The organism is Pseudomonas sp. F-14 TE3623, from assembly GCF_053629015.1.
In genome coordinates, this window is the sequence record NZ_JBRJHM010000001.1 from 4,759,938 (window position 1) to 4,784,315 (window position 24,378).

Below are 24,378 nucleotides of genomic sequence, written 5' to 3' on the forward strand. Positions count from 1 at the left end.
TGCCCCTTATGGTTGGAATGCACGGTCAAAAGTTGCCGTGAGTTTGAAAACGCCGCCGCCCACCGGAGTGGGTACCGGATTCTTGCAGGTGAACAGACCAAGCTGGCCAAGCGGCGTGGTCCAAAGGAATGCCTTCGCGCCGGCGTGCCGGTCGAGGAACGCCATGATCTCCAACACTTTGGCTTTTGGGCCGCTGTAGGTGATCGGATAGGAGTCCTCTTTGTTGTTCGGGCCGTCGCCAGCTGTCTGCTTGTAGCCGTTACCGAACTGCGAGGTGCGCACCCGATAGGTAATTTCAGGTGCGTCGCCGTGCTGAGTTGGCCAGCTGAATGTCTCAATCGCCATCAGGCTCTCCCGTTAACGTTGCGGAAACTAACGCCGCCAGCACGCCACGACTCGGCCACGGCTCTTTCTGCTGCCGCCTTCATCTGCGTCTGGAGGTTTTGCGAAAGCGCCTGTTGGTCGAGCTGCATCCCTTCAGAGCTGCGATCGGGAATCGCCACGGTGACCGGTGCGTTGATGCTGATGGTCGATCCGCTGCTGCCACCGCCCAAAGCCCGCACGCCAAGCTGGCCGCCTGCTGTTCTGGTCAGCGGCATGATCGCCTCTTCCCCCGCCTCCCCCATGATTCCGATATCGCCACCGGCCATGCCGAAGGCTGTTGGCTTGCTCACTACGCTATTGGTGAAAGCTGCGCCGTTGGCAAACAACTGCACACCCGACGACCAGGCGCCACCATCAGCCTGAATGCTGCCCGGTGTGAAGCCAGATAGGTCGCCGCTGTAACCTGCCTGAGTCGATCCTGCTGACGCTGCTGATCCCGCACCGCCGGCGAAGTAACTCGCACCTGCGCCGATGAGACTGCCCAGCAGCGCGGAACTGGCTTGCCGAGTAGCAATGCGCGCCATGTCCGCCAAGATCGATTTCGTAAAGTCAGCGAACGACAACTTCCCAGTCATAGCGAAGTTGACGACTGCGTCCTCCATCGAAGTGAAGGCGTTGGTGAACAGACTCTTCGTCTGCCCGGCGACATCCCGAGCCGACTCCAGGTAGTTCTGCCATGCTGACGTTGACCCGACACTCCAATCACCCTGGGCCGCGGTCATCTCGTCGTAATTGGCTTGAACGGTGTCGTGCAGATCCTGCTGTGTAGCTTTTAGCGCTGCCAGTTTCTGGGTGTACTCGTCGAGGCTCATGCCGCGCGAGCCATCGCCGTACTGGTTTGCCAACTCTAGGCTTTGCTGGTTGAAGCGATCGTCGATTCCGTTCTGTTGATCCGTCAGCCCACGCTGTCGATCGCCCTGCCCCAATCCTGAAGCCGCACGCAGCCCTTGCTGTCGAAGCGTCTCGACCTGTTGCTGTAAGGCGTCGGTATACGTTTTGACGGCCAGAGTCTGCTTGCGCAGGCGACCGTCTTCGTTGGTGGCAATGATCGAAAGCTGGCTGTCCGTTTCCTGCTGCACCTTGACCATCGCACTGCGTGCATCCGAGATCTTTTGATCGATCTGGATGATTTGCGCTGCAGTCGTTCCCTTTTTGGCCTTGGCTGCTTCCAGAGCCGCGATTTCCGCCTCATATCCCTGGGCTACTTCGATGGCTTCCTGCTTCAGCAGGCTGACACGTTGCTCCGTGTAGCTGGCCTGCGAGATAACGCCGGCCCGCTGAGATGCTTCGAGTTCCTTATCGGCGTTTTGGTAGTAGGCCAAAGTTTCAGCGAGTACATTTTTTGCGTCATTGAAGCCAGTCAGGTCGACGCTGCCTGTTGCGCCTTTCGGATCTTTGAACTTGTCGTTGAGATTCGCCATGTTCTTGGCGACCGCGGCCGGATCAAGTCGCGCATCGTTCGGGCTGGTCTTGCGGATGTCGTCGAGTTGCTTCTTGTATTCCTTGATCGCCTCGGCGCGCTTCTGCTCATTGGTCAGTGAGGACTTTGTCAGCGCATCGACTTTGACCATCGCAGACACAGCGTCTTTCTGAGCCTTGGCTTGATCGCCTTCGTATTTGGCAATGTCGGCCGCTGCAGCCTTCTGGTCCTCCAGCATGTTCAGCTGATTGCTGTAGAGCTCAACCATCTCTTTCTGGTTTTGGAAGGCGCCCACATTGCCCAATTGCGCCTGCTCCAGATTCCGCCGGGCCTGCTCAATGTCGGCATCGATGTCGGGCCGACCCAGATTCTTCAGGTTGTCCGCCGCTCGCGCGACAGCGTTGTAGCCTTTCTCCCAGAAGCTCAGGTTTTCGAGGATCCTCGGGGTGCGCTCGTTGATCGCATCCGCGTACTGTTCGGTTGCCAGCTTCACGGCACCGGCATGGTCGCCCTGCTCTTCCAGAGCGGCGATCTGCGAATAAACCGAGGCGGTCAGGTAGTGGTATTGCTCATTCAGCGCGGCTGATGCCTTGACCGGCTCGTCTGCGATCTTTTCGAACTCTGCAACCGTCTCTTTTATGGCTTTGCCGGTCGCTTCCTTCATGGACACGGCAGCCTGGGCAATGCCGCCGAAACTCTCGCCAGCGATTTTTCCGTTGCCGGCCAGCAGCGCCAGCACTTCGGCAGCCTGGCCAGTCGTGCCGACGGTCGCGCTGACCTGCCGTGCCATTTCGCCAAGTTGGCTGGCGGTCATGCCAGAGGCGTTACCGGTGAGCACCAGACCTTTGGTATAGGCGTCCTGCTCTTCGCTGCCCTTGTAGTAAGCAACGGCCAGCCCACCAACGGCAGCAGTGGCCAAGGCAATTGGCGCCAGAATGGCAAGCAGGCCAGCAGCCGACGCACCCGCACCAGCGCCCAACTGAGCAACAGCACGAACACCACTCCCCCAATCGCCAGAAGACAGCGCATTGCCGAGCTGCACGACGTTTTCCTGAGCCTGACGGGTGCCGAGCTTCAGCTTGTCGAAACCGGTGGCAGTTTTTTCCAGTGATGCGTAGTTGCCGTTCAGCTTGCCCAGCGCCGAGTTGTACTGGTCCTGACTGATGCGGCCGGCATCGAGATGCTTGCCCAGCTGCTCAACCTGATTATCGAGCTTGGCCATGGCCGCACGGGCTGGGTCGATCGCGCCGAGCAGGCTGTTCAGCGCCTTCTGTTCATCAAGCGTGGACTTGGCCAGCGCCGCCTGCTGCTTGTCGAGCTGTGCGGTGATCTTCGTGAACTCGGCCTCGCCATAGGCACCGGTCTTAGTGAGTTTCTCCAGATTTTCGCGCTGCTTTGCCAGTTCCTGCGTGGTGGTCGCGCCTTTCGACAACGACTTCTCCAGCGCTTCCATCTCTTTCATCAGGCCGACGGCGGACTGCTCCGCGCGATCGCCGGCCTTGGTCATCTTGTCGAGTTCGACAGTGGCCCGGGCGGTGTCAGCTGAGTCAATCTTGATGCCCAGTTCTGCGATGTTCATCGACTCACCTTGAATAAGTGCCCGTCTTCACGGGCTGTTGTCGCGGGCTTCTGCCATGACGGCGATGGCTTCCGACTCCATCACACGAATGTCCTGAAACACGCGTGGGCGATCCTTAGCCGGAATGCCAACGAGCTTCATCACGTCGGGCAGGACGCCGTAATCGAGTCCGGTTGCGCCGCATGCGCCTGTGCGCCACTGAGTCCACATCGAATCCATGACGAGGAACGACTTCCAGTTGTCCGGCCAGACCTCGACAGTTTCGTCGTAGTCCTCTGGTGAAAAGCCGAACAGGGCCATCTGTTCGGCGGATCCGTCAGACTCGTAGAGCGCCCGGGCAGCGGCGGTTAGTTTCCCAGGCGGGCCTTGCCGAAGGCTTCGCTGTAGGCCTTCACGACGGCATCCGAGACACCGATGCAGCTCTTCACCAGAGCAGTGATCGACTCGTCGTTGAGCTTGTCGTTGAAGCCCCATGCCACGATCAGATCCTTAATCTGTTCGACACCCTGCTTCACTTCCGCTGCGGTGATTTCGGTGAGAGTTGGCTGGGTGTCTTTGAAGCGCTCGCCCAGGGCTTCGGCTTTCTCCTTCCAGGCGTCGAACAATTCGGCCAGGGCCGTACGGTCTCGATACTTGAAGGTGAACGGAACCATTGCGGGTTTGCCGCCCACCTGAGGGATGGCCACATCGACGGTGAACGTCGGCTTTGGCGCAATCGAAAACTTTGCCATGGGAACCCCTTAGGCGTTGTAGCGAGTTGGGCGGGAGGCGAACGACAGCGTGATGGTCCGCGTCATGATGTTGTTGCGGCTCAGCGTCGGGGTCGCAGTGATCGACACATATGCGTAGTAGTAGATGGTCGCGCCGCCTGGAAGGTTTGCGCGAACCAGACGCGGCTCCTTGTCTTCATCGGCGGCTTCCACAACAGCGACGTATGCCTGAGCAGGGTCATCTGCAACTGGCAGCGTCATGCTGCTGGCCGACTTGGTGGTGGGCAGTTGGCGATCATCGTCGTCTTCGAGGAAGCCGTAAGTCAGAAACTGCTGCTCACCGCCGTTTGCTGTCGGCTCGGTGATCTGAGCGATTTGGGTCCAGCCGGACGCAGCTCGAACCGATCCCGCACCGGAGCCTGCCGGATAGTTTTTGACGCTGGTGGTATCCACGCCATCGGCCGCGAAGTCGCCCACATCGGAATCAATCACTCGCGCAGGGCGGCCGTTCAGCTTCGCCCACGCCGAATCAATGACGATCACGTCGCCATTGGCCAGACCGTGCGCGGCAGCGGTCAGCACTGCGGGCTTGGCGTTGGAGATGGCAGTGAACGCTTTCGCCGCGCTCAGATTGGCAGCAATCTCGAACGTGGTGCCGTTGGGAATCTTGACGCTCATGGGTTTTCCTCTTTGCAGAAATGACAAAACCCGCGCAGTGGCGGGTTCTGGGTTGCCCAATGGGCGGATTAGTTTGTGTCGGCTCGGTATTGAAAAGAGACCGGTACAGTGAAGGTCGTGTCGTCTGGAATTCCAGGGCCGGGGTCGACTGGTGTCATGGTGACGACGGTCAGCGCGCCTTTTGTGTTTCGCTCATACAGCGGGAACATGGCGGCGATCTGATCAGCCAGTGCACCGGCTGCGCCGCGGTACTTCCCCGATGGCGTCACGATGCTGACCTGAAACACACCGGTGTACAGCTTGTGGTCGCCACCGAGCGTGTTGCTCGCGGTGTCCGCCGGTAGCGTGAAGGCCTTCAGGTAAGTGGCGCCGTCAACTGGCGTGTAGGCCTCGTTCTCTACGACGACCTTCAGCGGTACCGGCAACGCTTTCGCCCAGGCGATCAGCTTGGCCTCGTAGATCGAAGAAATGATGTTATGGCTCATACCTGGTTGTTCCTGATGGCCTCCTGCACGATCTGCTGGAAGCGCGCCACGGTGATGCGGACCATGCCGCCGGGTGCCTGGGTCGAATGCCCGAACTCGAGCGGGATAGCGTATGGCAGGTTATTGATGAGGTAGGCAGTCTGTCCGGCGGTGAAATCGCTGACGGCCGAAACCAACGCAGCAATTGTTGCTTGCCCGCCTGGATCAACCTCGTCAAAGGTCACGTTCTCCACTACATCGATCGAAAGATGCCAATTCGCCCGGAACCGCCCGCCGACATAGCCCTGAGGGGCAACGATGTCCATGCCATCGTTCAGTTTGCGCCCAGGCTTCAGCCGCCCCGCCTTTGTCAGGTTGGCCGGATCGCTGCGCAGGCTGCTTTTGTGCTCGTCCACGGCCTTGTTGTACTGGCGAGCTACGGTGTTCTGCGCCCATATCTCGGGATTCCCCACAGGCGACATGCGGATGACGCTGCTGCCGACCTCGATGATGATCTCTCGCAGGCTGGCATCGATTGTTTCAGTGGCTTGCTCAGCGAATTTGGCCAGGCTCAGGGCGAAACTGCCGGATTGGCTAGAATGTCTGGATGACATAGCACCAGCTCGATTAATGAAACCGTAGTTCAGTTCGTGAGCTGAAAAATTAGGTAGCTAACTTAGAACCGCAAACCTAGCGCTTTTTTAAAGGGAAATCGTTATGAAAAAAATTGGAATTGCTTTCGCAACCTTGGCGCTTACATCAACATTTGCGTATAGCGCTCCCCCAGAAGCGATTAGCGCGATGCGAGAGCAGATCGAAGCCCGATATCCCGATAATTTTTCTATGCAAAAAGTGCTTCTCAGCGACCAGATTAGCTCCTACGACTTCCTTGAGAAATACAACCCAAGCGCCTTGCCCGCTGGGTTAATGGAAAAGATAAAAGACCCAATTGAAGCTAGATACCCAAACAATTATTCGATGCAGAAAACGCTAATCGTTGATCAAGTGGAAAGCTATGAGTTTCTTAAAACCTATACACCTGATGGCATACCTTCAGAAACCTTGAGCAAAACATCAAAAAAAATCGCCGCCAGATACCCCTACAACTTCTCCATGCAAAAGACATTAATCGTGGATCAAGTCCAATCCTATATTGAGCTGCACGGGCAATAACTAGGCATTGAACCGCTCACTTTCTTAATTGAGTCGTCCAGGTCGCTTCGGCGGGGTCGGCGGACACATTCATCACTCGTAGACCGTTGATGATGTCGCCGATGGCCGGGGTCGCCGGTATCGCTGTAGGCACGCTCGCTTCGGAGACAAACAGCTCGTTCTGTAGCACAAGCAGCTTTTCGTCTGCTGTTTGAATGAGCGAGCCGTCGATCTCCTTGGCCAAGTAGCTGCCGAACACTCCCCGCCCACCGTAGGTAATGAGTACCTCGGGAGCGGTGCCAGTCTCCGGATCGTACTCCCCTGGCACCTTCCGCACGCCAACCACAGGCTTGACAGCATCAGCCAGACCATCGGGATCATCGAACGCCTCAGCCAGCTCGGCCTGGATTTCTTCGCACATGCCCATGATCAAATCCTTTTGAGCATCATCACGCCGGAGCGCTTGGTCCAGGGCACCAGCAGAGCCAAGGCGAAATTCTCACCGGCAGACAGATCCGTTGACCCGGCCGCATAGGTCTTGCTCGTCGAGGTGCCAGATTGAGCGGACACCGTCTTGCTGAGCACTTCCTTCTGGGTAGTCTTGTACAAATTGCCCGCTGCCGCTTCTTTGGCGACTTGGGCGCCGGCTGTTTTGATCTCGGTCGGAACCGGATCCGAAACAACCCGCTGAATCTTGGCCGTGAGCCAGGCGTTGGCCATGGTCACGGCAAGGACCGGATCACCGGTGCCGGCCCAACCAGGACCCAGAGAGGCGTCAACATCGGCAACAGTGATGAAGTCGGTCATGTGCAGTCCTTATTCCTTCGGCACCAGGGCCTGTAAGTCTTCTTTCTTGGCATTTGCGTCGAACTCGATGCCTTTGCCGGTCAGCCACTCTTTCAGGTCAGGGACCTTCATTTTGAGCGGGTCAGTTTCTGGCTCGTCTTCCGTCTGCCCGTTTGAAACCTTGATCCCGGCACTCTGGTACGCCTCGATGATGCTGGGCACGTCGCCCTCGACGACAACCTCGGTCGCAGAACTGATCACGCCGAAGAATTCGTCGAGCAAGCGATAACAAACACCCGGCTCATTACCGGGTGTGTCGGTGTAAATGACTTTCATGAATCACCTCGCATCGATACGGGTGCCAAAGATGGCGCCCGTGTCGCGATGGGTTGGCCGGAGTTAAGGCGTCGTCACACCGCTGATTACGGCGGCGAAAGGCACCTGCTTGCGGTCGAACACTCGCTGCCAATTGCCCCCGGCCGCGTACTGCGCTGCCGTCGGGCTAAGGTTGCGATTTTCGCTGCCTTTCCAGCTGAAGCCGGCCGGTTGCAGAATGAACGTCTTGCGCTCCCAGATGACTTCGGCACCGCCGCCGTTACCGCCGTCGGGCTTGCGCTGAAGCTCTACCGGCACAGTCGGATTGCCCTCTCCGTAGCCGAAAGCGCCCTGACCGAAGAACACGGACAGGTACTTGCCGGTGCCGTAAGTCAGGCCATCGTCCATGAACACCGGTTTACCCAGGTACGTGGCGAGAATGATCTTGCCGTCGGAGTCACGCAGGTATTCGATCATGTCCTGCTTGACCATCTGGTTCATGACCACCGAGTGCACGCCGATCGCGGCGAACACATCAGCGGCGTCGCCAGCAGTGAAAGCTGCATCCTGGAATGCGTTGGCGCTGATAGTTGCACCGGCGTCCTTGACCATATCGCCTGCATTGTCGGCGATGTTCGAGGCAATGATGCCGCGAGCCGCGCCCAGCAGGTAACGCTGCCAGCGACGAGTCCAGTAGGTGCCGAAGCGGTTGCGGATGTGCTGCATTGGCTCGGAACCAGCAAGCTCCGACGTCAGGTCGGCAACGCCGTATGCCTTGTTGAGGTACAGGGTGCGGGCACGCATGTTGCCCATTTCAGCCTTGCCGACAGCGCCGAGGTCATCCGGATCATCGTTAGAGATGTTCGGCTCTTCGTCGGCGTCCAGGTCTTGCCAATAATCGATCTCGGCAACACCTTGGCCATTGGATGCGATGGCATCGAGGACTGGTGACTTGGTGATGATGCCGGATTCAAAAACGGCGGTCTTTTCTGGCGAGTTAACCGGCGCCAGATCGGTGTAGTAGTCATGGACAAAGATGTCCGCGAGTTGCGTGGTGGCCATGGATTAGGTTCCTTGAGTGGCTTTAATGCGCTTGTATGCTTCGGGGTTTTCTCGGGCCAGCGTCGCGCGCTCCTGCTCGGTGTACTCCCCCCACTTTTTGGTAGCCTTGCCACCTTGATCGCCGGTCGGCCCGGCACCCTGAGCCCTTGGCCACAGGTGTGTTGCTGTTTCACGCAGCGATTCCGCCCATTCGAGCGGAGACAGTGGGGTTTTCCCGTCTTTCCCATAAACGACTTCGCCGTCACGGTCGGTGGCGATTGCTTCACCGTCCTCACTGAGTTTGAAAGTGCCCCGGGCGCGCAGGATGATGTCCTCGGCAGCCTCGGGGAGTGCGCCGGCCTTGATAGCGGCAGCGCGGATGGAATCGGCCAGTACCTTGTCGCTGTATTTTGCAGCGAATGCTTCGGCCTTATCAGCGCGGGCCTTCTCGGTGGCCAGTTTGGTGTCGTAGTCGGTACGCAGACGCTCGGTGCGCCGGGTAATGACCTCGTCCAGCTTGCCCTCGGCGATCAGCTTCGTTTCTTCGTCTTGGCCGACTTTCGCAAGCAAACCTTTCACGGCAACAAGGTCCAAACCTTCGAATTGGGTCTTAAACTGGTCGAGTTCGGTCTTGATGACTTTCCCATCACGGATCAGGTTTGCGTTCTTGGTCTTCAGACCAGTCACCTCGGCATCCAGTGCGCTCTGAAAAATGCCACCCAAGGCTGTTTTCAGTGCAGCCGTTTTTTCGGCATCAAGCTCAAGGCCGAGCTCGGTCGGATCAAAATCGAATGGCATGGTTTTCCCCTTGGGAATTGTCGGAGCCCGCTTTGCAGGCATAAAAAAACCCCGGCATGACCGAGGTTTGTTGTGTGCTTGTATTTCAGTATTGATAGGTTTTTTCGCTTGACGCTTGGAGCATTATTTATGTCCAACCATTAAGGGTGCTTGATTTCTAGGGAGTAAATTATTTTAGGGCTTGTCCCATAACTAAACATCTGCACCGTAGCCTGACCTTTTTGAAGATCTCTGCCAAATGCTGCACCCTCCCCCATTTGCGAAGATGGGCAATCTCCGACCTCTTGATGACCGCAAATCCTGACAAATATGCTATCGGCCCCATTAACAGAAGGATTCCCACTGAACCCATTAAGATCCTGCACAACGGATTTCATAACCACACTTAATCTGCCCTTTCGAGACATATCAACTGTGAGATTCCTTGCATGGCCTGGATCAATAGTGAAAGAACGAGTTTCTATGACCGGAGGAAACATTATATCCATGATGCCCTCCCAAGCCGAAGGGAGAAGCAGAACCAATCCGAATAGAGCTAGTAAAAGCTGGCGCCGTATAGACTTAAGCAGGGGAACTTCTATACCTAGCGCTTTAAGTCCCCCGCCTACTATCGCGGCGCCAAGACACACCAAGCCAAAAATTAAAAGCTGATTTTCAAGAGCATCAGACATATGCCTAATCCTTCGGCTGAACTACTTTATCAATATTATTAGCCTTGGCTGTTCACTACGTTCGCCAATTAAAAACATTCCCTTTTCAACACTAGAGTAGTCGAAAGAGCTCATGCTGTTTAAATTTAACTCAACTATCGATCGACTGGATGAAGTCCGCGCATCACTAGGTAATCGGCGAACTGCGTCCGGCTTGGCGCGTATGGCGGAGGTCGCATTCGGGTACCAGGTGAAGATCGAACGAGCAAGGTTCGCCTGCCGTTAGGCTCAGTGCAATGCGTTGGCTCTTGGATTTCCAAGCCATGCTCAGCGGCATGGATCTCGACAGCGAGCCGTACCTGGCCCCACTCCAGCTCAAAGGGAATGAACGTCTCGGAAAGCGTCTGGAATTCGATCTTGCAATCCTGGCGCGGCCAAGCCATTGCTTGGTTGGGATTAGCCTTGCAGCCCTTCCATTGGCGAGCATTGATCTCTGCCCCAGCGCGCAATAGCAAAGTACGCTGCTCATCCTCTGCTTCGGGTATCCGAAAGCCATAGTAGTCGCGGTAGAAGGTCAGCTTCTCGAGCGACACGAAACTGTTGGCGTCCGGCCTTCCTTGCCCATCCTCAACAATGATCTGCATCGGTCATCTCAACCTGGTTGAGCCCCAAGTGTAACGCCTGCTCGGATGAACATGTCAGGCTCGATTTCCTTCAGTTCGGCTAGGGTCAGCGGCTTGAACTTCTTGTCGAGCTGCAGCATGGCGAACTTCTCCGGCGTCAGGCCGCCGTCGCGGAACAGCTTGCCGCGCATCGGACCGAGAGCGTGGTCCTGGAAGCGCTCCGGCTGCGTTGCCAGCCACTCGTAATAGTTCAGACTCGCATCGACCTGCCCGGCTCCGTTGTCGCCAATCGATGCGCGTGTGGCGTCTTTGGCGAACAACTCAGAAAGCCTAGTGGTCGGCACCGTCGTTGAACGGCAATTGATGTGCGCTGGCGGCAGCGGCCCCTTGCCCAGGTCGAAGCGCATGCCGTCTAACCCCTTGCACTGCTGCGAGGTCTTGCGGTCCAGCGTCGACACCCATCGGTAGCCCAGCACAACATCGCTATTCGCCTTCAGGGTTTCCATCCGCGCCGTCGTGGCCACATGCTGAATCGCCGTCTGCACAACTGAGACTGCATTACGGTTGCTCACCGCGAGAATACCGTCGGTGAAGTTCTGTGCTGCGGTACCGCGAACCGCCTGAATAATCTGGGCGTTCGTTTGTCCCTGGCCGAAGCCCAGCCGGATAGTGTTTGTCACCCGCATTGTTTCAGTGCGGGTCCAGCCGCTCAGGAAGCTCTTAAGCAGCTTGCCACCATCAAGCCCCTTGACCTGAAGCGGATACGAGAGCACCGCGGCGCGAATCACAGCGTTGGCTGGCACCACAGCGTCGATCGAAATCGCATGGCTAAGGCTGTTGGCCTCGAAGGTGGACTCATATAGAGCAATGTCCACCAAGTCGACCTGCAGCACATTGCCGAATGCTCTGAAGATTTCCAGCAACTTGCCGTCGACCCGGCCCAGGAATTGCTCAAGGCGGTCGCGGCTGTAGGTAGTCAGCTCTTTGCGGGTCAGTTGCTCCCGTACCAGGGTGTCGATCTGGCGTAGGTACTTCTCGAACTTCTTGACCTCGCCAGCCTTAAGCCGCTCGATCATCACCGAGTGGCGTGTCGTCTGCTCCAGCAGTTGGCTGTCTGCCTGTTCCTGGTTTGCTGTTGGCATCTTCTTTGTCCAGGTTGAGGCCGGCCGATTCGCGCTCGTCGCTGATCAGTTCGGCTTCTTCGTCGTAAAGGCGTTCCGGCAGCTTCCCGGTCGTGAGGTACTGCCAGTAGGTGTCGGCGCTGATAGTGCCTGCCATGACGCTCTTCTGAAGCTCGGCCAGAACCTGGGCATCGACCTGCGGAATCACAAATTCAGGGTTGACCTTGAACGTAACCTGCTTCGGGTCGTAGCCCTTCCACTCCGCGGCGTACCGAAGCCCCTGCTCGACCGCCTCAGCGACCGTGACGACAATGCTGTGCAGCGTTGCGTGCTGATCGTTCTGGCGCGTCTTGCGCGCTTCCCCTGACTCAGTGCCGCCCACGTCCATTACCTTGGCCCCAGCCTCAACAGCGGCGTTACGCTGTTCATCCATTGCTTTACGGACTGCTTCGATGCCCGCGCCTTGGAACTCCAGGTAACCGCAGGAGCCTTTCGGGCCGAGATCCCAAGCAGCTGACGGGCCAGTGACGCTGAGCTCTACCGCCTCGTCCAGTCCGGCAACCCATGGTTGTGGATGGCTGGTTTGGTGCAGTGCAGTGAAATAGTCAGCGCTGAGCTGGTATGACTTTCGGGCGGCCCTGGCCATCGTCAGCAGAGGCACTTCGTCCACGTCTGGCGAGTTGTCCGTCGAGCCGCAGTAGATCACCGGCAGGAATTCCAAGCCGCGCACCAGGCGGTTATCGGTGCCAGTCGTACCCAGCGGTTTCAGTTCCTCGATGACCTCCCCATTGTCGCCCAGCACTTCGCTGTGGCACACGTTGTCGATCATCTTGAAGACGCGATAAACCATCTTGCAGTCGTGGTCGAACTCGTCCTCCTTGTTGTCGCGGAACTCGATGAACACAGCGAGCACCAAGTCCTGCCGGCCGCCTTGACTACCAACTTTCCAGTTGATCGCATTGCGAGTAGCGTACGTCGAGAAATACGGCTCGCCGGTCTCGTCGATGTTCACCACCAGCGGCACCCGGCCATGAGAAATGGCTTGCCGCACCATGCGGAAGAACAACTGCTTCAGGCCGAAGCCGTCGGACGTGGCGTTCTCTTCCAAGCCTTTCAGGCCTGTCGGCAACTCGATCTCGGGAATGAGCCGGGAAACCAGACCCATCATCGACCGAAGCGAGTCGCGTACCCAGTGCTCGTACTGCGCCCGGTTGGTGTAGTTCAGGTACAGGTACTTGTTTCCGGTGGCATCAAGCTTTTCAGCCTCCACCATGCCGCTGGGCTTGGGCAGGTTCCGATCGTTGCGTTTGATGGCACCCTCGCCTTCGAGCGCATCGTCCATCATTTCCCATTCGGCGATGTGCGCGGCGAAGTCGGGGTTTGTCGATTGCACTGGCATCAGGCCAATCCTCCAATACGGCGGACACCGCCTGTGCGTTTACGCCTGCCCATCGACACTGCGAAGTAGCGGAATGCATCCGCGCCGTGTGATGACCAGTCGTGTAAGGGTTTATCTTTCCAGCAGCCGCGTTTGTCGTCCCACTCTTTGCGGTAATTCTCCAGGCAAGAAATGCCCAGTTCGCACTTGGACTCATCAAAGGCGCAAGCCGGAAGAATTTCTCGAACCTGCTCGATACCTTCATCAATACCGAGCTTCGGGACCACGCTGAACTTGAGGCTGTATTTCTGTCCGTCGATCTCGTAGCCCTCCCGAGCCAGCTCGCGGCGAGTCTTGCCGTCACTGCCGAACTCTCGGTTGTCGATGTCGTGCGGCCCCCAGTGATCGCCATACGTGTATTTGCGATCCTTGAGCACCTTCATGTAGTGCCGAAGGCCTTCACCGCTGTTCTCGTAGAAATCGATGACGTGGTATTCCTCGCCAACGATCCGGACAAACCAGATCGCCGTGGAGTCGCCGACGCCGATATCCCAGATGGTATGCACTGGAAGATGGCTGTTGTCGGGCAGCACGCCGATACGCTGAGCCGCGTAAAGCTTAGTAAACTGCTTAGCGTAATAAGCGCCCTCAACCGACTGCTGGAAGGCTTCGACAGGGATCGAAGGGTATTCCCGCTTCATGTCGTCGCCGAGCGTCTTTTCCTTGGCCGCGTACCAGGCGCGCTGACCGTCGTTCGTGACGATCTCGTGCTTGGCGAGCAGCTCATTGAAGTAGTCGGTCAGGCGCTGCGGGATGACCACATCAGTCGGGTCAAGCCAATAGGCCTTGTTCTTCCACCAGCTGAAAAAGAAGAACTTCCAGTCCAGCAGGCCCAAGGGCACACCAGCCATTTGCTGCCGTTCCGCGCTCTGCGAATAGTCGAAGAAGTAACCTGCCCGACCTTCCGCTGTCGATTCAATCGTGACGAAGCAGTCGGTGGCCACCGCCTCAAAGGCGCCAGTAACAATCTCACGGGCCTTGTGGGGGAACTTGGCGCAGATCTTCCCGAATTCGGAAACGTGCAGGTAACGCAGCGTGCCGCCTCGGAATGACGTGGAAACGTAAAGCGAGCCGCCCTTGCTGAACACCAGCTCACCAGCTGCATCGTTGCTCGCCGGATTGGCGGCGCGAATCTCAGCCGGGAGGTTGTCGTAGGCATACTTCACCTTTTCCCGAAACAGACGCTTCGCGTCGTTCAGCGTGTGAGCGATCAGCGCGCACTTGGCTGACTCGAACAGCGCCGCGTCCAACTGGATGATGCAGCACTCAGTGGTGAAGCCGAGCTGCCGAGCCTTAAGGATGATGTTCCGCGTATGCATCCCATCGAAGTACTCGATCTGCTCGTCCGTCATCCGGAAGCGGACTTTCTTGCCCTGCTTGTCCGTGATGAAGTAGAGATTGTTCAGGCGCCATCGCTTGTCCCGGAGCAGCTTTAAGTGCTCGGGCTTCATGTCAGGCTTCCTTCGATAATTCGTCCATCATTGCGGCCAGGTCGCTGACTGTCTTGTCGCCTGTCTCCGTGTCGAGGTTGTAGGCCTGGCGCTCGCCCTTGATCACCTTGAGCTGTGCGTCAACACCAGCATTTAGGGAGCGAGCAAAGTCACCGGCGTTATCTTCGGTCACTTCCATGTCAGAAAGGACGAGGCTGAGCTTGTCAGCTATCCCCCGCCACTGAGCCAATCCTGTCCGGTGAGCGAGGATTACAGCCGCGGCTTGATCAGATGCCTCATCGATAATCTCGGCATCGGTAACCACTTTCGACTGGTTACCTTTGCTGGTTACCGCCGTGGTTACTTTCTGTTTGGTTGCTGCACGAACCTGATCAGTGAGGTCGCGCTTCCAGTCTTCTTTCTTGGCCCGCTTTAGGATGGTCGCGTGGTTTACGCCGTGCGACTCACCTATGGCGCGGACTGAAAGCAATCCAGCCCGGTAGGCGCGTTCGATTGCCTCCCAGTCGGGTTGCATGGTTGTCATGGGATATCTCTGAGACTTGAAATAGTGGCGGGTTGCCGGTATTGATAGAAATCAACTCAACGCAAGGAAAGCAACATGTCTGAAGTTGGAAAGCTAGTTCTATTGGCAAGCCAAAAAACTACTTACGAAGAGATTTTTCGCCTTAATGCTGTGGCAGCAGCCGCTGAAATAATTGCAGCTCTTGCCGCCAGCGGAGCTCCCGGTATCAACTTGGCCTCAGAGTTCGACAGCCTCTCCGCATACGCGGACAAGATCCAAGATGCACTGAAAGTTAAGTGATTCACTCGTGCCGCACTAAACTGCGGCACACCTACCCTTCCGCGTCTTCCAAAATGATTTCGATCAGCTTCTGCTCGCCCAGGCGGAACAGAGCAAGCGACTGCATGTCATCGGCCATCGGGCCAAATCCGAACACATCGATGCGACCGCTCTCTGAGCGCAGGCCAATCACACCGGTCGAGCAGGCTTCTCGCTCACCCGACTCCAGGTCATCGGCGATCTTGCGCAGCGTGCGGACGGCGTCTCGCCAGCCCTCTCGTTTGAACTCAACGACCTTTATGCTCATGCGGTCACTCGCTCTATCCATTCTTCAATGATTCGGCGCACCACTGGCTCGGTAAGGATGCTTGAAGGCTTGTCGCCAGCTATCACTTCGCGCACCAACGCAACAGGCATCACATGGACACCGTCATCAACAGCGATCGTCAAGTGAGGTCTGTGGTCGGCCAGGTCGTGAATCTCTGCGGCCATTCAGCTCACCATGATGTTGGTCTGCACCTGGGCGTGCCCGTGCAAGAGAGAAACGACCAACCCCTGAGGCAGGCCGGCATTCTTGGCAGCGCCTACTGCCTTGGCGATAGCGCTATCTAGATCAGCTACGGCCTTGTTGATGTCCGGGCTCATCGGCAGTGATGCAGTCGGGTGACGTTACTCATCAGCTGAATGGATCAGCAGGTTTGGCGATCGAGCGCACGAACCACATGAAGCCTTGCTGCAGGTTCGTTTTGGCCAAAGCCAACAGACGAGGATCAACGCCTTCAATCTGACTAATCTGCTTGAACAACTCACCCGCGTCAGCTTCAAGCGCCTTGATGGAATTCATACCGTCAATCTCGGACTGACTCAGGTCACGGTAACCGGTGATCTTCTTGTGCTGGTTGTCCATGGTGCTTTCCTCGTCGCATGTCGCGACACGATTTGAGTATTCGCGAAACGTGTCGCGCACTAGATTTCGTCAGCCTTTCTTTCAGCCCAGCGCTTGCCAAGCTGACGGGCCTGTTCAACACCGAGCACGCCAATGAAGCCAGCTGTTGCGAATGACCAGGCAATGCTGAAGCCGAACTCTTTCACCGTCAGGCCTACCACCATGACAATCAGCGCACCCAGCGCCGCCTCGATCAATTGACGCAAAGGCTTCGTCTCTTTACCGTCGTACTGAATGCGGAGCCATGTCAGGGCGAAGGTCAGCCCCATGGCTAAGCCGTTCTCTCTCAGGGCGGTCAGGACCAACACCCAGAACGACGGGTCTTTTTCTGGCATGTGTGGCATCTCAGGTTCCTCCCCGATCAGGGAGCTATAAACGAAAAAGCCCCAGCAGATGCTGAGGCTTGGTGGAGATGAGAGCATGTGGCTCCCGTCGGCGGGCAATGAAGCACTTAATTGTTTGAACGTGACGAGTCATCTTCATCAGGCTTTTCAGTTTCGTTAGGGTCTTTCCAATCTTCAGGTCTATCACGATCCGGGACCCCGGGATTCCTCATTGGATCTGTCTCAGCAGGGTCGCTTGGTTTCACCGTTGGATCGTTTGAATCAGGCATCGGCTTAGAGGGCACTGAGCCGCCTTGTCCGTTTTCGTATTCAGTTTCGTTAGCCATACGCACCTCAGTGTTTGAGGTCCAGTAATTCTGGGCCGTACACATGGGAGGATTTGGTGCTGATGGCAGTGCTATCGAGTAGACGAACGGATCAGCGATTCATCGGTGCATTCTGACAGGCGGCCGGTGTTGATTCCGTACTTCGCACTGTCCGGCTATCGACGTCCAGGCCCTCCGTGAGGCCGCCCTGGCTGCGGTGAATTTGCTGCGAATCAAATCGGCTACAGCAGCACTCCCAGCTCGGAGCAATGGGTGTGGCTGAGCCGAAAACGAAAAAGCCCGGCATGGTGGCCGGGCTCATTAACTAGAAGTAATCATCAGGGCTTAGGATGCTCGCTCGACACCGAATTGTTGGCATCCACATCGACCATTTCTTCATCGACAGGCGCTTCGTCGTCCGGAGGCAGCGGAACCTCAGGTTCATTCCGCTTAGGGTCATGGCCGGTTTCGTTGTCCGTCGTGCGCGTTACTTCCTGCTGGGACTTGTTCCCTGGTGCGTTCTCGTCAATGTCCATGTTGGCTCTCCGTTCAGAGGCGCGGGATATCCGTGCTTAACAGTGAGAGGCGGCAGTACATTGTGAGTGCCGGGCACTGGACGAATGGTGGGCAATGAAAACCCGGCTCGATGGCCGGGTTCAGGGTTTCGTGTGCGTTTCGCGTTACTTGTGCACTATGGGAAAAGTACGCACAAAACGTCGTCATGTCAATATGATTATGCCGCCTCTTCATCTTTTTCCGCGTGAATGACCTGCCATACCGGTTGTTGTGCCTGAATATCCACTTCCTTTATGACCTCTTTCAGGGATTCCCATAGGTCGAGCCAGTCGCGCGTCCAGTTTTTCGGATCGATCGTGACGCCGAAGAAGGTCTTCATCTCGGCGGCGACCCGGGCCGGCCCCCACTCTGCCGCTCCGACGACCTCCCCCTTGTACGATTGCAGCGCCAAGGTCACCAAGTACTGCGCCTTCACGCGCTTTGCCGAAGTGAGGTCTGGCAACTTGGCATGGGCGGTGATCAGCAGCACCGCGTTCATGACGTGGCGCATGGTCATTGCTGGGTGGTAGAGGTAATGCCCGAACTGCTGCACCTGGAACGGCAGCGTGTCGATGGCGCGCAAGACCTTACCGATAGTGGCCAGGTGCGCGGCGCGGGCGGTGGACCGACCAATCGGCGTGCGGCGTGTCTCGCTGATGCTGATCTTCTGCCGAACGATCTGGATGCGCTCCTCCTTGTCCTCGCCCAGGGCGGCAAACACAGCCTCGTGCCGGCGCATCCGGTTGCCGGTCTTCACCGGCGCCGATTCTGCCTTGTCGATGGCCACGGCACTGATCGATGCATTCGATTCGTGCTGCGACTCAGTCCATACCTGTCTTGCGTTGATCAGCTTCATGCTGCTTCCCTCTTCAGTTCTCTGGTCTTCGCCCGATACGCGGCCTTGATGGTTTTCAGTTCTTCGATCGTGTAGCGCTTCGGATCGTGCGGCCCCTCCAGCCAATCCACCTTGTCGGCGCCGATGCGCTTCACCAGCTCAATTCGGTAGTTCACGATGTCGCCGGATTTGTGGTTATTGCACGGCGCGCATTGCTTGTGGACATTCATCGGCTCGAAGCGAAGCTCAGGGTTCGCTCCCACAGTGCGGTAATGACCCGCATGGTATTGGCCTTCGTGGTGACGGCCGCAGCTCACGCACGGCAGTACGGCGTCGCGCAGGCGAATCCACTCGTTGAACACAACCTGTGTTTCCCGCATGTAATCGGCCCGGCTCTTGAGTTTCTCTTTGCGGGCCCTGATTTCTTTGCGTTCGATCTGGGCCAGTGACTTGCGGGCCTTCTCTTGGTTCACGTCCTTGATCGCAAGGCCGCAGGCCCAACTGCAAACCTTTTGCGCGGTGGAGAATGACGGCTTGAAACTCATGCCGCAGGCCGGGTTCTTGCACTTCTTCGCCTTTACCTCCTTGAGGGCGACTCTCATGCATAACTCCCCAACTGATCGGCGGCGGACAGCGCGTCAGCTTCATTCTCAAAGTGTGCAGACAGCACCAATCGCCAGCAGGCGTTGAAGACGTCGCGGTAAAGTGGCTCGAAAGCGGTGTCATCCATGTTTGCCCAACTGATCGACTTGGCCTCTTTGCGGATCCCTTCAGGTGTGTGCACCAGATGGAAATGGCCGGCCTCTATCGTCACCCACTCACGGAAGGCTTCGCGACTCTTGTCCACAGCCGGGAAACGCTCAGCACGAGCCAGCTCAAGACCGGTGATGTAAGCGGTAACCGCGTGCGACAGTTGCCCCGGCTTTCCGCTCTGCGCTTCGAAGAACTTGGCCAGCCCTTGAATGCCACGCATCTCCTGGCGCGGAATCAGTCCGCCGACCGGCTCCCAGTATTCCCACGCCAGATCGAGCATCGAGAAGAACTTGCCATGGAACTTACCGTTGCGCATGCGAGTGAACCTGCCGTGAATGATCTGGCCTGCCTTCCACTTCTGGACAGTTTCACGGTCAGCTTCGGTGGCCGGCACCAAACCCTGGGCGGTGCGGATCAATGCGAGCTCAGCCATGGGATGCCTCCTTGCGTTGCACGGCAGCGATGGCCGCACGGAACTTGCGCTTGCGCAGATATGTATCGACCCGATCTGCCTGGGCCTTCTTGAGCTGCTCGCGCTTCTGCCGGGCCTTCGCCGCGTCGACGATCTGGCGCACTTCAGCGAACTTCTCACGCAGATGCGGAGACGGCTCCGCGGTAGAGCCGGTGATCAGTCCAGCGATGGCTTGACCATCGGTTGTGATGGGCGCAATGCGTAGATCAGCCAGGTACTGGGTACCCGCCTGCTGGGTGATCAGTTGCATACGGACCGCTGATTCGATCGCTGTGACTCGGCGTGCCGGATCGAGCCCGAGGGAAACGCTCCAAGTGGTCGGTTTGGCTTCAGCCCGGGCTGCAGATACCAGACGCTCGTAGGCACTGTTAAAAGCCATACGGGCACCGACTACATCCCGGCGACTCAAGATCGGTTGCGCAGCGACCATCGCCTGACGTATCTCGGCGGTCATCACGACTGTTTCGGATTCGTCGCCTGCGGTCAGCGCGATAGACCACGCCTCATCTTTGCCCGGGCGGCCATCGGCGGCCTGTACCCGCTGCAATACCGCCGCCAGGGTCAGCTTGCCGGTCAGCTCCCGGCGGCACGCCTTCAGCGCACAGGAAACAGCCTCGACCGGATAGTCGGCCAAGTCGTCAGCCATCATCTCGGCAGCTTCGGAAGTGATCGTCTGCCCCAGAACTTCCGCTGTGGCGGTGATCGCCAGGGAAAGGCGGGCAATTTGATCCGGGGCCATGCGCTCAAAGGAATTCATTGGGCTGCCCTCCGGCTCGCTGCATGATCCGCTGGGCCGCTTCCATGCCGGCGGTGAGGTTCGCCTGCTTGCGTTCGATCTGCTGGGCAGTGGTCGAGTTCATGCGGCGGTTGGTAGCCCATTGGGTGTGGTACGCCTCAGCCTTCGCCAACAGGTCGCCAATTCCGTGGCAGCCGTTGATGAGCCGTGAGTCGTCGATGGTCAGGAAGTAAGCGGCGACGTGGTGGGCAACATCGGCGCCGAGCCGATCAATGAGCTTGCCAAGCTGGCCGCCCACGGTTGCATTCCACACTGGCCAGGTGCCGTAACGCTTCCGGTAGGCCATGGCGTAGTTGGCCCAGGCTTTGAAGGTTTTGCAGGTCTGGTCTTTCGGCCCTGGCATGTCGGCGGGGATTTCACAGCGCGGCTGCTGGGGAGCGAATGGCACGACCTGACCCGTCACGACCTTGGCGGAAGCCAGCGGCGTAATTGGTTCAATGACCGGTTCCATGACTGATTCAGGAGAGTGACTGGTTCTGGGTGCAGCTGCTGCACTACCCCCTAGTGCAGGAGATTCACTAGGGGATGAACCTGCTGCACTACCCTGGTGAATCTGCTGCACTACCCCTGGTGCAGGAGGTGCACCACCATCAAGAGTCAAAAAGTAAACGTTGGAGGAGTTGCCCTTTGGCCCACCCTTCCGAATTTCCTTGCGGAGAAGTCCTGACTCGCACAAAGCAGCAATGTGGTTCATGACAGAGCGCTTGCTTATCTCGCACTGGTCGGCGATGTGTTGATAGGACGGCCAGCATTCCCCAATATCACTCGCATTGTCCGCCAGCTTGATCAAAACCAACTTGCGCAGCGGATTGCCTACACGAAGCTTCATCGCGGCGACCATAAGGCCCATGCTCATGCTGCACCTCCGGCGAGACCACGGAAATCTATGGCCCGAACGCCTTTCCAGCTATTGCAGGACATGCAAAGGGTTTGAAGATTATCCAAAGATGCCCCTCCGCCCTTGCTCTCAGGAATAACGTGGTCGGCCCTCAAACGCATCAGCACCGAGCAGCCGCAGCGCAGGCAGACGTGACCATCGCGGGCAAATACCCGGGCGCGTAAACCTGAAGGGATCGGCTTCTTCTTAGTCCTGCGGCGAGGGGGTTGCACTGGCGGTTGATAAGCACTGATGTGCCCCATGCGATTCGAGTTCCACTCACGACCCTTTTCAGTGAGTCGAAAACCTTCGGCGCATAGCTCAATCAATCCCCCGTCTCGCAAAGCTTTCAGCAGGCAGTAAGCGGTGTCGGGCTTATCAGTGAGCAACGGCAGTTCGTCAACGATCTTGGCCTTACTCAACGCGAAGTAGATCCCGGTATCCGTCTTGATTGGATTGGCCCAGCTCGGGCACTCATAGACAAAAGCGAACAGCAGGGTTTGCTGAGAATTCAGCCCCCACTCCAACGCCTTCGCCTGATTGATCGTGACGGTGTATTGCATTTCAGGCCTTCCCGACCAATTTGGCCAGTTCGAGGAAGCGGTCCACGTACCAATGAGGTTGGGTCTCGCGAGGGGATTGAGGATTAGTCAAATTCTTGCCAAAACGAAGGCCCTGATCAGTCACCGACCAGAAGTCGACCATCACCTGCTTGGAGTTCTTGCGCTGGAGCTGCTTGAGGAAACCCTTTGCGGCCAGCGCATGGTTGAAGGCTGCTGCGGTGCTGGCGATGCTGTGGTCTTTGATCAGGGCGGTAACGGCCTTGGTGGGCATGGCGCTGCCGCCGTTGGCATCTGGTGCGGCGTCGATGGCATAGCCGGGCAGAAAGCTCGACTCCAGACCGTTGTTTGCGGCGATCTTGGCCAGCATCAACATCTTGCTCGACGGCGCCGGCTTCAGCAGGCGGTCAAAGCACTCAAGGATGGCCAGCTCGCCGATCAGCTTCGAGTTGTTGGTCGGCTGCGTGCTGAAGGCTCCAGTCTTGCGGATGCTCGGCAGCACCTGCCCCACCACCCATTCTTCAAACTGTTCGGCGGCCGGAAGCTTCGACTTCATCACCAGCCGGTAAAGGTCGCGCTCAGGGATGATTTGCACGGCACGGACCTGCCCTCCCATTTCGGTATGGCAGATATTCACGGCTTTGCAATGGGCGTTGATCGCCTTTGAGGTATTGGCGTAACCAAGCGCGTCAGCTACGTCCTTGGCGATAAACCAAGGCTCGCCGGTGCCATCGTCGATGACGCGAACCAGAAGGCCGTGAAAGCTGAAAGGGGTCGCGGGTTTAGTACGCGACACGTTTTGCAAATTCTGAAAACGTGTCGCCACATGGTTCGGGGTATTGCTTGAATTGGGTTGGCTCTGCATAATCGGCCCTCTCTAGTTTTGCGAATCAGCCGACCTTCTCCGTCGGCTTTTTTGTGCCCGGGATTCAGGCAATTTTCAAATTCAGTCGGTGCTTGGCGAGCAGCGCTTCAGCCTTCCGACCCAACTCCCCTGCCCGCGCTTCAACTTGGCGGCACTGCTTGGCAAACGCCGGGAGGTGCGGCAAGTCCTCCTCGCACATCACCTGGTCGTCGAACACTTCGCTGCCGGTATCGATCACATCACCCAGGGCGCGAATCAACGCGCCGAAGCTCTTGTTCGCGCATTGATCGCTTGTCATCTGGCGGGCGCCGATCAGTCCGTGGCGGCCGGCCAGTTCGTTGATGCAGTGATCACGGAACTCAGGCTCCAGAGCGTTCACCCACGACTCTTCCAGCCACGACGGCATTTCCTGGTCGCCGGACAACCAGCGCTGAACACGCTTCAGCCAGCGGCCAGTCGCCTTCATGAACTCGCCCACGTCGTTCAGGCGCGCCAGCTCGTCGAAGTCGGGGACCTTGGCGTCATTGATTTTCGTGACCGGGACAGTCAGGTAGATCTGACGGCTCAGCGCCTGGGCGAAATCGTCCTGACTCAGGCTTGTGCGAGCTATCTGGTTTGCCGCATGCGCGACAAGCACCTGGTCACGGGTTTGCACGCTGTGTCTTGCACTGGACGTTTCCATAGGGACTGCTCTCTTCTAATCTGGCTTCAATGGATTGGCGGATAAGGATGTCGCTAAGCAGCCTGTTCCTTTTTGGTCGCCTTGAACTTGCCCTTGGAAAGAACCTGAATCTGGTATTGGCGGGACTCTGGAATGGACTCCCCCCACATGGTCACGGCGCTCGGACGGATGCCCAGCGCCGCTGCCAGTTTTGTCTTGCTGCCGAAGAATTCGGCGACTTCATGCGTATTCATTGCGCATCCTCGTTCGAGCTTCCCATAATTTCAGCATGCTTAAGTAATTGCGTCAATAACGTTTTCCGGCTACTGCATGCTTAAATTCAGTTAACTTAATATTGAGTCCATGGAAAGACATGAACGTATTGCCCGGGCCATCGCGCTCAGTGGGAAAAAGAAGGGTGAAATTGCTTCGCTTTGCGGCGTTGCAAACTCTGCTGTAACCCAGTGGATTACCGGCGAGAGCAAAAGCCTCAGACCGGAGAACCTGTATGCGCTTGCAAAGGCCACCGGATTTCGTGCCGAGTGGCTGGCCATCGGCCAGGGTAGCGAGGTAGAGAAAGCCGACTCAAACGTCGGAGAAGCCCGCCAGCCTATCGAGTCCTACCGCTACCCAGTAATCAGCTGGGTAGCCGCCGGCGCCTGGGCCGAAGCCGTGGAGCCCTACCCGGCCGGCTTCTCGGATCGCTATGAGTTTTCCGAATACGACTCGAAGGGCGCTGCTTTCTGGCTTGAGGTCAAAGGAGACTCGATGACTTCGCCCGTCGGGCAAAGCATTACTGAAGGGACATTGATCCTGGTGGACACAGAAGCCGAGGCTGCCCCAGGCAAGCTTGTGATCGCCAAGTTACCAGCTAGCAACGAGGCCACGTTCAAGAAGCTCGTCAATGATGGCGGGAGACTGTTCTTAAAGCCGCTGAACCCTGGGTACCCGATTGAACCGTTTGACGAGCATTGCCGGATCGTGGGTGTCGTTGTGCGAGCGTTGCAGAAGTTCTGAC

General features: G+C 57.5%; 36 protein-coding genes and 1 pseudogene. 3 read left to right on the plus strand and 34 right to left on the minus strand.

All coding sequences use genetic code 11. The annotated features are described in order from the left end of the window. Positions 1–6: 6 nt before the first annotated feature. The 7 genes from AB7M29_RS22005 to AB7M29_RS22035 all read right to left on the minus strand — a co-directional run bounded on the left by AB7M29_RS22005 (position 7) and on the right by AB7M29_RS22035 (position 5,849). Entirely contained in the window at positions 7–345 is a 339-nt protein-coding gene (locus tag AB7M29_RS22005) for a phage tail protein (RefSeq protein WP_454247947.1), read from the minus strand. Continuing rightward, positions 345–3,383 carry a phage tail tape measure protein gene (locus AB7M29_RS22010; protein ID WP_454247948.1) on the minus strand — a complete coding sequence of 1,013 codons (3,039 nt, stop codon included), beginning with the start codon at positions 3,381–3,383 and terminating at the stop codon, positions 345–347. The genes AB7M29_RS22005 and AB7M29_RS22010 overlap by 1 nt, the downstream gene beginning before the upstream one ends. A gap of 27 nt (positions 3,384–3,410) precedes the next feature. After that, complete coding sequence (locus AB7M29_RS22015; RefSeq protein ID WP_454247949.1) at positions 3,411–3,683, minus strand: DUF1799 domain-containing protein; 273 nt, start codon at positions 3,681–3,683, stop codon at positions 3,411–3,413. A 47-nt stretch (positions 3,684–3,730) separates the two neighbouring features. Beyond that, entirely contained in the window at positions 3,731–4,114 is a 384-nt protein-coding gene (locus AB7M29_RS22020) for a phage tail assembly chaperone (protein WP_454247950.1), read from the minus strand. Between the two features lie 9 nt (positions 4,115–4,123). Continuing rightward, positions 4,124–4,771, minus strand: a complete 648-nt coding sequence (locus tag AB7M29_RS22025) for a phage tail protein (protein ID WP_454247951.1) — start codon at positions 4,769–4,771, stop codon at positions 4,124–4,126. Positions 4,772–4,839: 68 nt separating this feature from the next. Continuing rightward, complete coding sequence (locus tag AB7M29_RS22030) at positions 4,840–5,256, minus strand: phage tail terminator-like protein (protein WP_454247952.1); 417 nt, start codon at positions 5,254–5,256, stop codon at positions 4,840–4,842. After that, positions 5,253–5,849, minus strand: a complete 597-nt coding sequence (locus AB7M29_RS22035; protein ID WP_454247953.1) for a hypothetical protein — start codon at positions 5,847–5,849, stop codon at positions 5,253–5,255. Before AB7M29_RS22035 ends, AB7M29_RS22030 begins: the two co-directional genes overlap by 4 nt. 103 nt (positions 5,850–5,952) lie before the next feature. On the opposite strand from AB7M29_RS22035, the gene AB7M29_RS22040 reads away from it, so the two are divergent. Further along, the gene (locus tag AB7M29_RS22040) at positions 5,953–6,408 is read left to right on the plus strand and encodes a hypothetical protein (RefSeq protein WP_454247954.1); all 456 of its coding nucleotides are present in this window, start codon (positions 5,953–5,955) and stop codon (positions 6,406–6,408) included. 16 nt (positions 6,409–6,424) lie between these two features. Here AB7M29_RS22040 and AB7M29_RS22045 read toward each other — a convergent pair whose 3' ends face one another. From AB7M29_RS22045 to AB7M29_RS22095, 11 genes are all read right to left on the minus strand, one after another. Beyond that, entirely contained in the window at positions 6,425–6,814 is a 390-nt protein-coding gene (locus tag AB7M29_RS22045) for a hypothetical protein (RefSeq protein WP_454247955.1), read from the minus strand. A gap of 2 nt (positions 6,815–6,816) precedes the next feature. Then, positions 6,817–7,194 (minus strand): hypothetical protein, encoded by a 378-nt coding sequence (locus AB7M29_RS22050; RefSeq protein ID WP_454247956.1) that lies wholly within the window; start codon positions 7,192–7,194, stop codon positions 6,817–6,819. Between the two features lie 9 nt (positions 7,195–7,203). Next, positions 7,204–7,509, minus strand: coding sequence for a HeH/LEM domain-containing protein (locus AB7M29_RS22055; RefSeq protein ID WP_454247957.1), 306 nt, complete (start codon positions 7,507–7,509; stop codon positions 7,204–7,206). 63 nt (positions 7,510–7,572) lie between these two features. Then, entirely contained in the window at positions 7,573–8,550 is a 978-nt protein-coding gene (locus tag AB7M29_RS22060; RefSeq protein ID WP_454247958.1) for a major capsid protein, read from the minus strand. Between the two features lie 3 nt (positions 8,551–8,553). Beyond that, positions 8,554–9,327 carry a hypothetical protein gene (locus AB7M29_RS22065; protein ID WP_454247959.1) on the minus strand — a complete coding sequence of 258 codons (774 nt, stop codon included), beginning with the start codon at positions 9,325–9,327 and terminating at the stop codon, positions 8,554–8,556. Positions 9,328–9,467: 140 nt separating this feature from the next. Further along, positions 9,468–9,998, minus strand: a complete 531-nt coding sequence (locus AB7M29_RS22070; protein WP_454247960.1) for a hypothetical protein — start codon at positions 9,996–9,998, stop codon at positions 9,468–9,470. Between the two features lie 134 nt (positions 9,999–10,132). Then, positions 10,133–10,621: a DnaT-like ssDNA-binding protein gene (locus AB7M29_RS22075; RefSeq protein ID WP_454247961.1), complete on the minus strand. Its 489-nt coding sequence runs from the start codon at positions 10,619–10,621 to the stop codon at positions 10,133–10,135. Positions 10,622–10,629: 8 nt separating this feature from the next. After that, on the minus strand, positions 10,630–11,742 hold the full coding sequence (locus AB7M29_RS22080; protein WP_454247962.1) for a minor capsid protein: 1,113 nt from the start codon (positions 11,740–11,742) through the stop codon (positions 10,630–10,632). Beyond that, positions 11,660–13,120, minus strand: coding sequence for a DUF4055 domain-containing protein (locus AB7M29_RS22085; protein WP_454247963.1), 1,461 nt, complete (start codon positions 13,118–13,120; stop codon positions 11,660–11,662). Before AB7M29_RS22085 ends, AB7M29_RS22080 begins: the two co-directional genes overlap by 83 nt. Then, positions 13,120–14,610, minus strand: a complete 1,491-nt coding sequence (locus tag AB7M29_RS22090) for a terminase (RefSeq protein WP_454247964.1) — start codon at positions 14,608–14,610, stop codon at positions 13,120–13,122. Before AB7M29_RS22090 ends, AB7M29_RS22085 begins: the two co-directional genes overlap by 1 nt. Position 14,611: 1 nt before the next feature. Next, complete coding sequence (locus tag AB7M29_RS22095) at positions 14,612–15,133, minus strand: hypothetical protein (RefSeq protein ID WP_454247965.1); 522 nt, start codon at positions 15,131–15,133, stop codon at positions 14,612–14,614. Between the two features lie 75 nt (positions 15,134–15,208). On the opposite strand from AB7M29_RS22095, the gene AB7M29_RS22100 reads away from it, so the two are divergent. Beyond that, positions 15,209–15,412: a hypothetical protein gene (locus AB7M29_RS22100; RefSeq protein WP_454247966.1), complete on the plus strand. Its 204-nt coding sequence runs from the start codon at positions 15,209–15,211 to the stop codon at positions 15,410–15,412. A gap of 31 nt (positions 15,413–15,443) precedes the next feature. Here the strand turns inward: AB7M29_RS22100 and AB7M29_RS22105 are convergent, their stop codons facing one another. The 16 genes and pseudogenes from AB7M29_RS22105 to AB7M29_RS22180 all read right to left on the minus strand — a co-directional run bounded on the left by AB7M29_RS22105 (position 15,444) and on the right by AB7M29_RS22180 (position 23,614). Next, positions 15,444–15,698 (minus strand): hypothetical protein, encoded by a 255-nt coding sequence (locus AB7M29_RS22105; RefSeq protein WP_454247967.1) that lies wholly within the window; start codon positions 15,696–15,698, stop codon positions 15,444–15,446. After that, entirely contained in the window at positions 15,695–15,883 is a 189-nt protein-coding gene (locus AB7M29_RS22110) for a hypothetical protein (RefSeq protein ID WP_454247968.1), read from the minus strand. The genes AB7M29_RS22105 and AB7M29_RS22110 overlap by 4 nt, the downstream gene beginning before the upstream one ends. A 184-nt stretch (positions 15,884–16,067) precedes the next feature. Continuing rightward, entirely contained in the window at positions 16,068–16,298 is a 231-nt protein-coding gene (locus tag AB7M29_RS22115) for an Acb2/Tad1 domain-containing protein (protein WP_007941832.1), read from the minus strand. A gap of 59 nt (positions 16,299–16,357) precedes the next feature. After that, positions 16,358–16,672 (minus strand): phage holin, lambda family, encoded by a 315-nt coding sequence (locus AB7M29_RS22120; protein WP_238541247.1) that lies wholly within the window; start codon positions 16,670–16,672, stop codon positions 16,358–16,360. Positions 16,673–16,788: 116 nt separating this feature from the next. Continuing rightward, on the minus strand, positions 16,789–17,007 hold the full coding sequence (locus AB7M29_RS22125) for a hypothetical protein (protein WP_454247969.1): 219 nt from the start codon (positions 17,005–17,007) through the stop codon (positions 16,789–16,791). 317 nt (positions 17,008–17,324) lie between these two features. Then, positions 17,325–17,522, minus strand: a complete 198-nt coding sequence (locus tag AB7M29_RS22130; RefSeq protein ID WP_454247970.1) for a hypothetical protein — start codon at positions 17,520–17,522, stop codon at positions 17,325–17,327. Between the two features lie 197 nt (positions 17,523–17,719). Beyond that, positions 17,720–18,397 carry a hypothetical protein gene (locus tag AB7M29_RS22135; protein WP_454247971.1) on the minus strand — a complete coding sequence of 226 codons (678 nt, stop codon included), beginning with the start codon at positions 18,395–18,397 and terminating at the stop codon, positions 17,720–17,722. Then, the gene (locus AB7M29_RS22140; protein ID WP_454247972.1) at positions 18,394–18,978 is read right to left on the minus strand and encodes a recombination protein NinG; all 585 of its coding nucleotides are present in this window, start codon (positions 18,976–18,978) and stop codon (positions 18,394–18,396) included. The genes AB7M29_RS22135 and AB7M29_RS22140 overlap by 4 nt, the downstream gene beginning before the upstream one ends. Continuing rightward, positions 18,975–19,562: a DUF1367 family protein gene (locus AB7M29_RS22145; RefSeq protein ID WP_454247973.1), complete on the minus strand. Its 588-nt coding sequence runs from the start codon at positions 19,560–19,562 to the stop codon at positions 18,975–18,977. Before AB7M29_RS22145 ends, AB7M29_RS22140 begins: the two co-directional genes overlap by 4 nt. Further along, complete coding sequence (locus AB7M29_RS22150) at positions 19,555–20,358, minus strand: hypothetical protein (RefSeq protein WP_454247974.1); 804 nt, start codon at positions 20,356–20,358, stop codon at positions 19,555–19,557. Before AB7M29_RS22150 ends, AB7M29_RS22145 begins: the two co-directional genes overlap by 8 nt. After that, complete coding sequence (locus AB7M29_RS22155; protein WP_454247975.1) at positions 20,345–21,253, minus strand: helix-turn-helix domain-containing protein; 909 nt, start codon at positions 21,251–21,253, stop codon at positions 20,345–20,347. The genes AB7M29_RS22150 and AB7M29_RS22155 overlap by 14 nt, the downstream gene beginning before the upstream one ends. Continuing rightward, positions 21,250–21,537, minus strand: coding sequence for an HNH endonuclease (locus AB7M29_RS22160; protein ID WP_454248749.1), 288 nt, complete (start codon positions 21,535–21,537; stop codon positions 21,250–21,252). Before AB7M29_RS22160 ends, AB7M29_RS22155 begins: the two co-directional genes overlap by 4 nt. Positions 21,538–21,539: 2 nt before the next feature. After that, a pseudogene (locus AB7M29_RS22165) lies at positions 21,540–21,837 on the minus strand (phage replication protein); the annotation flags it as partial. A 1-nt stretch (position 21,838) separates the two neighbouring features. Next, complete coding sequence (locus tag AB7M29_RS22170) at positions 21,839–22,699, minus strand: BRO-N domain-containing protein (protein ID WP_454247976.1); 861 nt, start codon at positions 22,697–22,699, stop codon at positions 21,839–21,841. Between the two features lie 64 nt (positions 22,700–22,763). Next, a complete protein-coding gene (locus AB7M29_RS22175; RefSeq protein ID WP_454247977.1) occupies positions 22,764–23,381 on the minus strand; it encodes a hypothetical protein in 618 nt (205 codons plus the stop codon). Positions 23,382–23,434: 53 nt separating this feature from the next. Then, the gene (locus AB7M29_RS22180; RefSeq protein WP_183678732.1) at positions 23,435–23,614 is read right to left on the minus strand and encodes a Cro/CI family transcriptional regulator; all 180 of its coding nucleotides are present in this window, start codon (positions 23,612–23,614) and stop codon (positions 23,435–23,437) included. A 109-nt stretch (positions 23,615–23,723) separates the two neighbouring features. Here AB7M29_RS22180 and AB7M29_RS22185 point away from each other — a divergent pair, with 109 nt between their 5' ends. Beyond that, positions 23,724–24,377 (plus strand): LexA family protein, encoded by a 654-nt coding sequence (locus AB7M29_RS22185; protein WP_454247978.1) that lies wholly within the window; start codon positions 23,724–23,726, stop codon positions 24,375–24,377. Position 24,378 lies beyond the last annotated feature (1 nt).

Coding starts and splice junctions, on each gene's coding strand:
- AB7M29_RS22005 (WP_454247947.1), bottom strand. CDS start 345: ATGGCGATTGAGACATTCAGCTGGCCAACTCAGCACGGCGACGCACCT.
- AB7M29_RS22010 (WP_454247948.1), bottom strand. CDS start 3,383: ATGAACATCGCAGAACTGGGCATCAAGATTGACTCAGCTGACACCGCC.
- AB7M29_RS22015 (WP_454247949.1), bottom strand. CDS start 3,683: ATGGCCCTGTTCGGCTTTTCACCAGAGGACTACGACGAAACTGTCGAG.
- AB7M29_RS22020 (WP_454247950.1), bottom strand. CDS start 4,114: ATGGCAAAGTTTTCGATTGCGCCAAAGCCGACGTTCACCGTCGATGTG.
- AB7M29_RS22025 (WP_454247951.1), bottom strand. CDS start 4,771: ATGAGCGTCAAGATTCCCAACGGCACCACGTTCGAGATTGCTGCCAAT.
- AB7M29_RS22030 (WP_454247952.1), bottom strand. CDS start 5,256: ATGAGCCATAACATCATTTCTTCGATCTACGAGGCCAAGCTGATCGCC.
- AB7M29_RS22035 (WP_454247953.1), bottom strand. CDS start 5,849: ATGTCATCCAGACATTCTAGCCAATCCGGCAGTTTCGCCCTGAGCCTG.
- AB7M29_RS22040 (WP_454247954.1), top strand. CDS start 5,953: ATGAAAAAAATTGGAATTGCTTTCGCAACCTTGGCGCTTACATCAACA.
- AB7M29_RS22045 (WP_454247955.1), bottom strand. CDS start 6,814: ATGGGCATGTGCGAAGAAATCCAGGCCGAGCTGGCTGAGGCGTTCGAT.
- AB7M29_RS22050 (WP_454247956.1), bottom strand. CDS start 7,194: ATGACCGACTTCATCACTGTTGCCGATGTTGACGCCTCTCTGGGTCCT.
- AB7M29_RS22055 (WP_454247957.1), bottom strand. CDS start 7,509: ATGAAAGTCATTTACACCGACACACCCGGTAATGAGCCGGGTGTTTGT.
- AB7M29_RS22060 (WP_454247958.1), bottom strand. CDS start 8,550: ATGGCCACCACGCAACTCGCGGACATCTTTGTCCATGACTACTACACC.
- AB7M29_RS22065 (WP_454247959.1), bottom strand. CDS start 9,327: ATGCCATTCGATTTTGATCCGACCGAGCTCGGCCTTGAGCTTGATGCC.
- AB7M29_RS22070 (WP_454247960.1), bottom strand. CDS start 9,998: ATGTCTGATGCTCTTGAAAATCAGCTTTTAATTTTTGGCTTGGTGTGT.
- AB7M29_RS22075 (WP_454247961.1), bottom strand. CDS start 10,621: ATGCAGATCATTGTTGAGGATGGGCAAGGAAGGCCGGACGCCAACAGT.
- AB7M29_RS22080 (WP_454247962.1), bottom strand. CDS start 11,742: ATGCCAACAGCAAACCAGGAACAGGCAGACAGCCAACTGCTGGAGCAG.
- AB7M29_RS22085 (WP_454247963.1), bottom strand. CDS start 13,120: ATGCCAGTGCAATCGACAAACCCCGACTTCGCCGCGCACATCGCCGAA.
- AB7M29_RS22090 (WP_454247964.1), bottom strand. CDS start 14,610: ATGAAGCCCGAGCACTTAAAGCTGCTCCGGGACAAGCGATGGCGCCTG.
- AB7M29_RS22095 (WP_454247965.1), bottom strand. CDS start 15,133: ATGACAACCATGCAACCCGACTGGGAGGCAATCGAACGCGCCTACCGG.
- AB7M29_RS22100 (WP_454247966.1), top strand. CDS start 15,209: ATGTCTGAAGTTGGAAAGCTAGTTCTATTGGCAAGCCAAAAAACTACT.
- AB7M29_RS22105 (WP_454247967.1), bottom strand. CDS start 15,698: ATGAGCATAAAGGTCGTTGAGTTCAAACGAGAGGGCTGGCGAGACGCC.
- AB7M29_RS22110 (WP_454247968.1), bottom strand. CDS start 15,883: ATGGCCGCAGAGATTCACGACCTGGCCGACCACAGACCTCACTTGACG.
- AB7M29_RS22115 (WP_007941832.1), bottom strand. CDS start 16,298: ATGGACAACCAGCACAAGAAGATCACCGGTTACCGTGACCTGAGTCAG.
- AB7M29_RS22120 (WP_238541247.1), bottom strand. CDS start 16,672: ATGCCAGAAAAAGACCCGTCGTTCTGGGTGTTGGTCCTGACCGCCCTG.
- AB7M29_RS22125 (WP_454247969.1), bottom strand. CDS start 17,007: ATGGCTAACGAAACTGAATACGAAAACGGACAAGGCGGCTCAGTGCCC.
- AB7M29_RS22130 (WP_454247970.1), bottom strand. CDS start 17,522: ATGGACATTGACGAGAACGCACCAGGGAACAAGTCCCAGCAGGAAGTA.
- AB7M29_RS22135 (WP_454247971.1), bottom strand. CDS start 18,397: ATGAAGCTGATCAACGCAAGACAGGTATGGACTGAGTCGCAGCACGAA.
- AB7M29_RS22140 (WP_454247972.1), bottom strand. CDS start 18,978: ATGAGAGTCGCCCTCAAGGAGGTAAAGGCGAAGAAGTGCAAGAACCCG.
- AB7M29_RS22145 (WP_454247973.1), bottom strand. CDS start 19,562: ATGGCTGAGCTCGCATTGATCCGCACCGCCCAGGGTTTGGTGCCGGCC.
- AB7M29_RS22150 (WP_454247974.1), bottom strand. CDS start 20,358: ATGAATTCCTTTGAGCGCATGGCCCCGGATCAAATTGCCCGCCTTTCC.
- AB7M29_RS22155 (WP_454247975.1), bottom strand. CDS start 21,253: ATGAGCATGGGCCTTATGGTCGCCGCGATGAAGCTTCGTGTAGGCAAT.
- AB7M29_RS22160 (WP_454248749.1), bottom strand. CDS start 21,537: ATGGGGCACATCAGTGCTTATCAACCGCCAGTGCAACCCCCTCGCCGC.
- AB7M29_RS22170 (WP_454247976.1), bottom strand. CDS start 22,699: ATGCAGAGCCAACCCAATTCAAGCAATACCCCGAACCATGTGGCGACA.
- AB7M29_RS22175 (WP_454247977.1), bottom strand. CDS start 23,381: ATGGAAACGTCCAGTGCAAGACACAGCGTGCAAACCCGTGACCAGGTG.
- AB7M29_RS22180 (WP_183678732.1), bottom strand. CDS start 23,614: ATGAATACGCATGAAGTCGCCGAATTCTTCGGCAGCAAGACAAAACTG.
- AB7M29_RS22185 (WP_454247978.1), top strand. CDS start 23,724: ATGGAAAGACATGAACGTATTGCCCGGGCCATCGCGCTCAGTGGGAAA.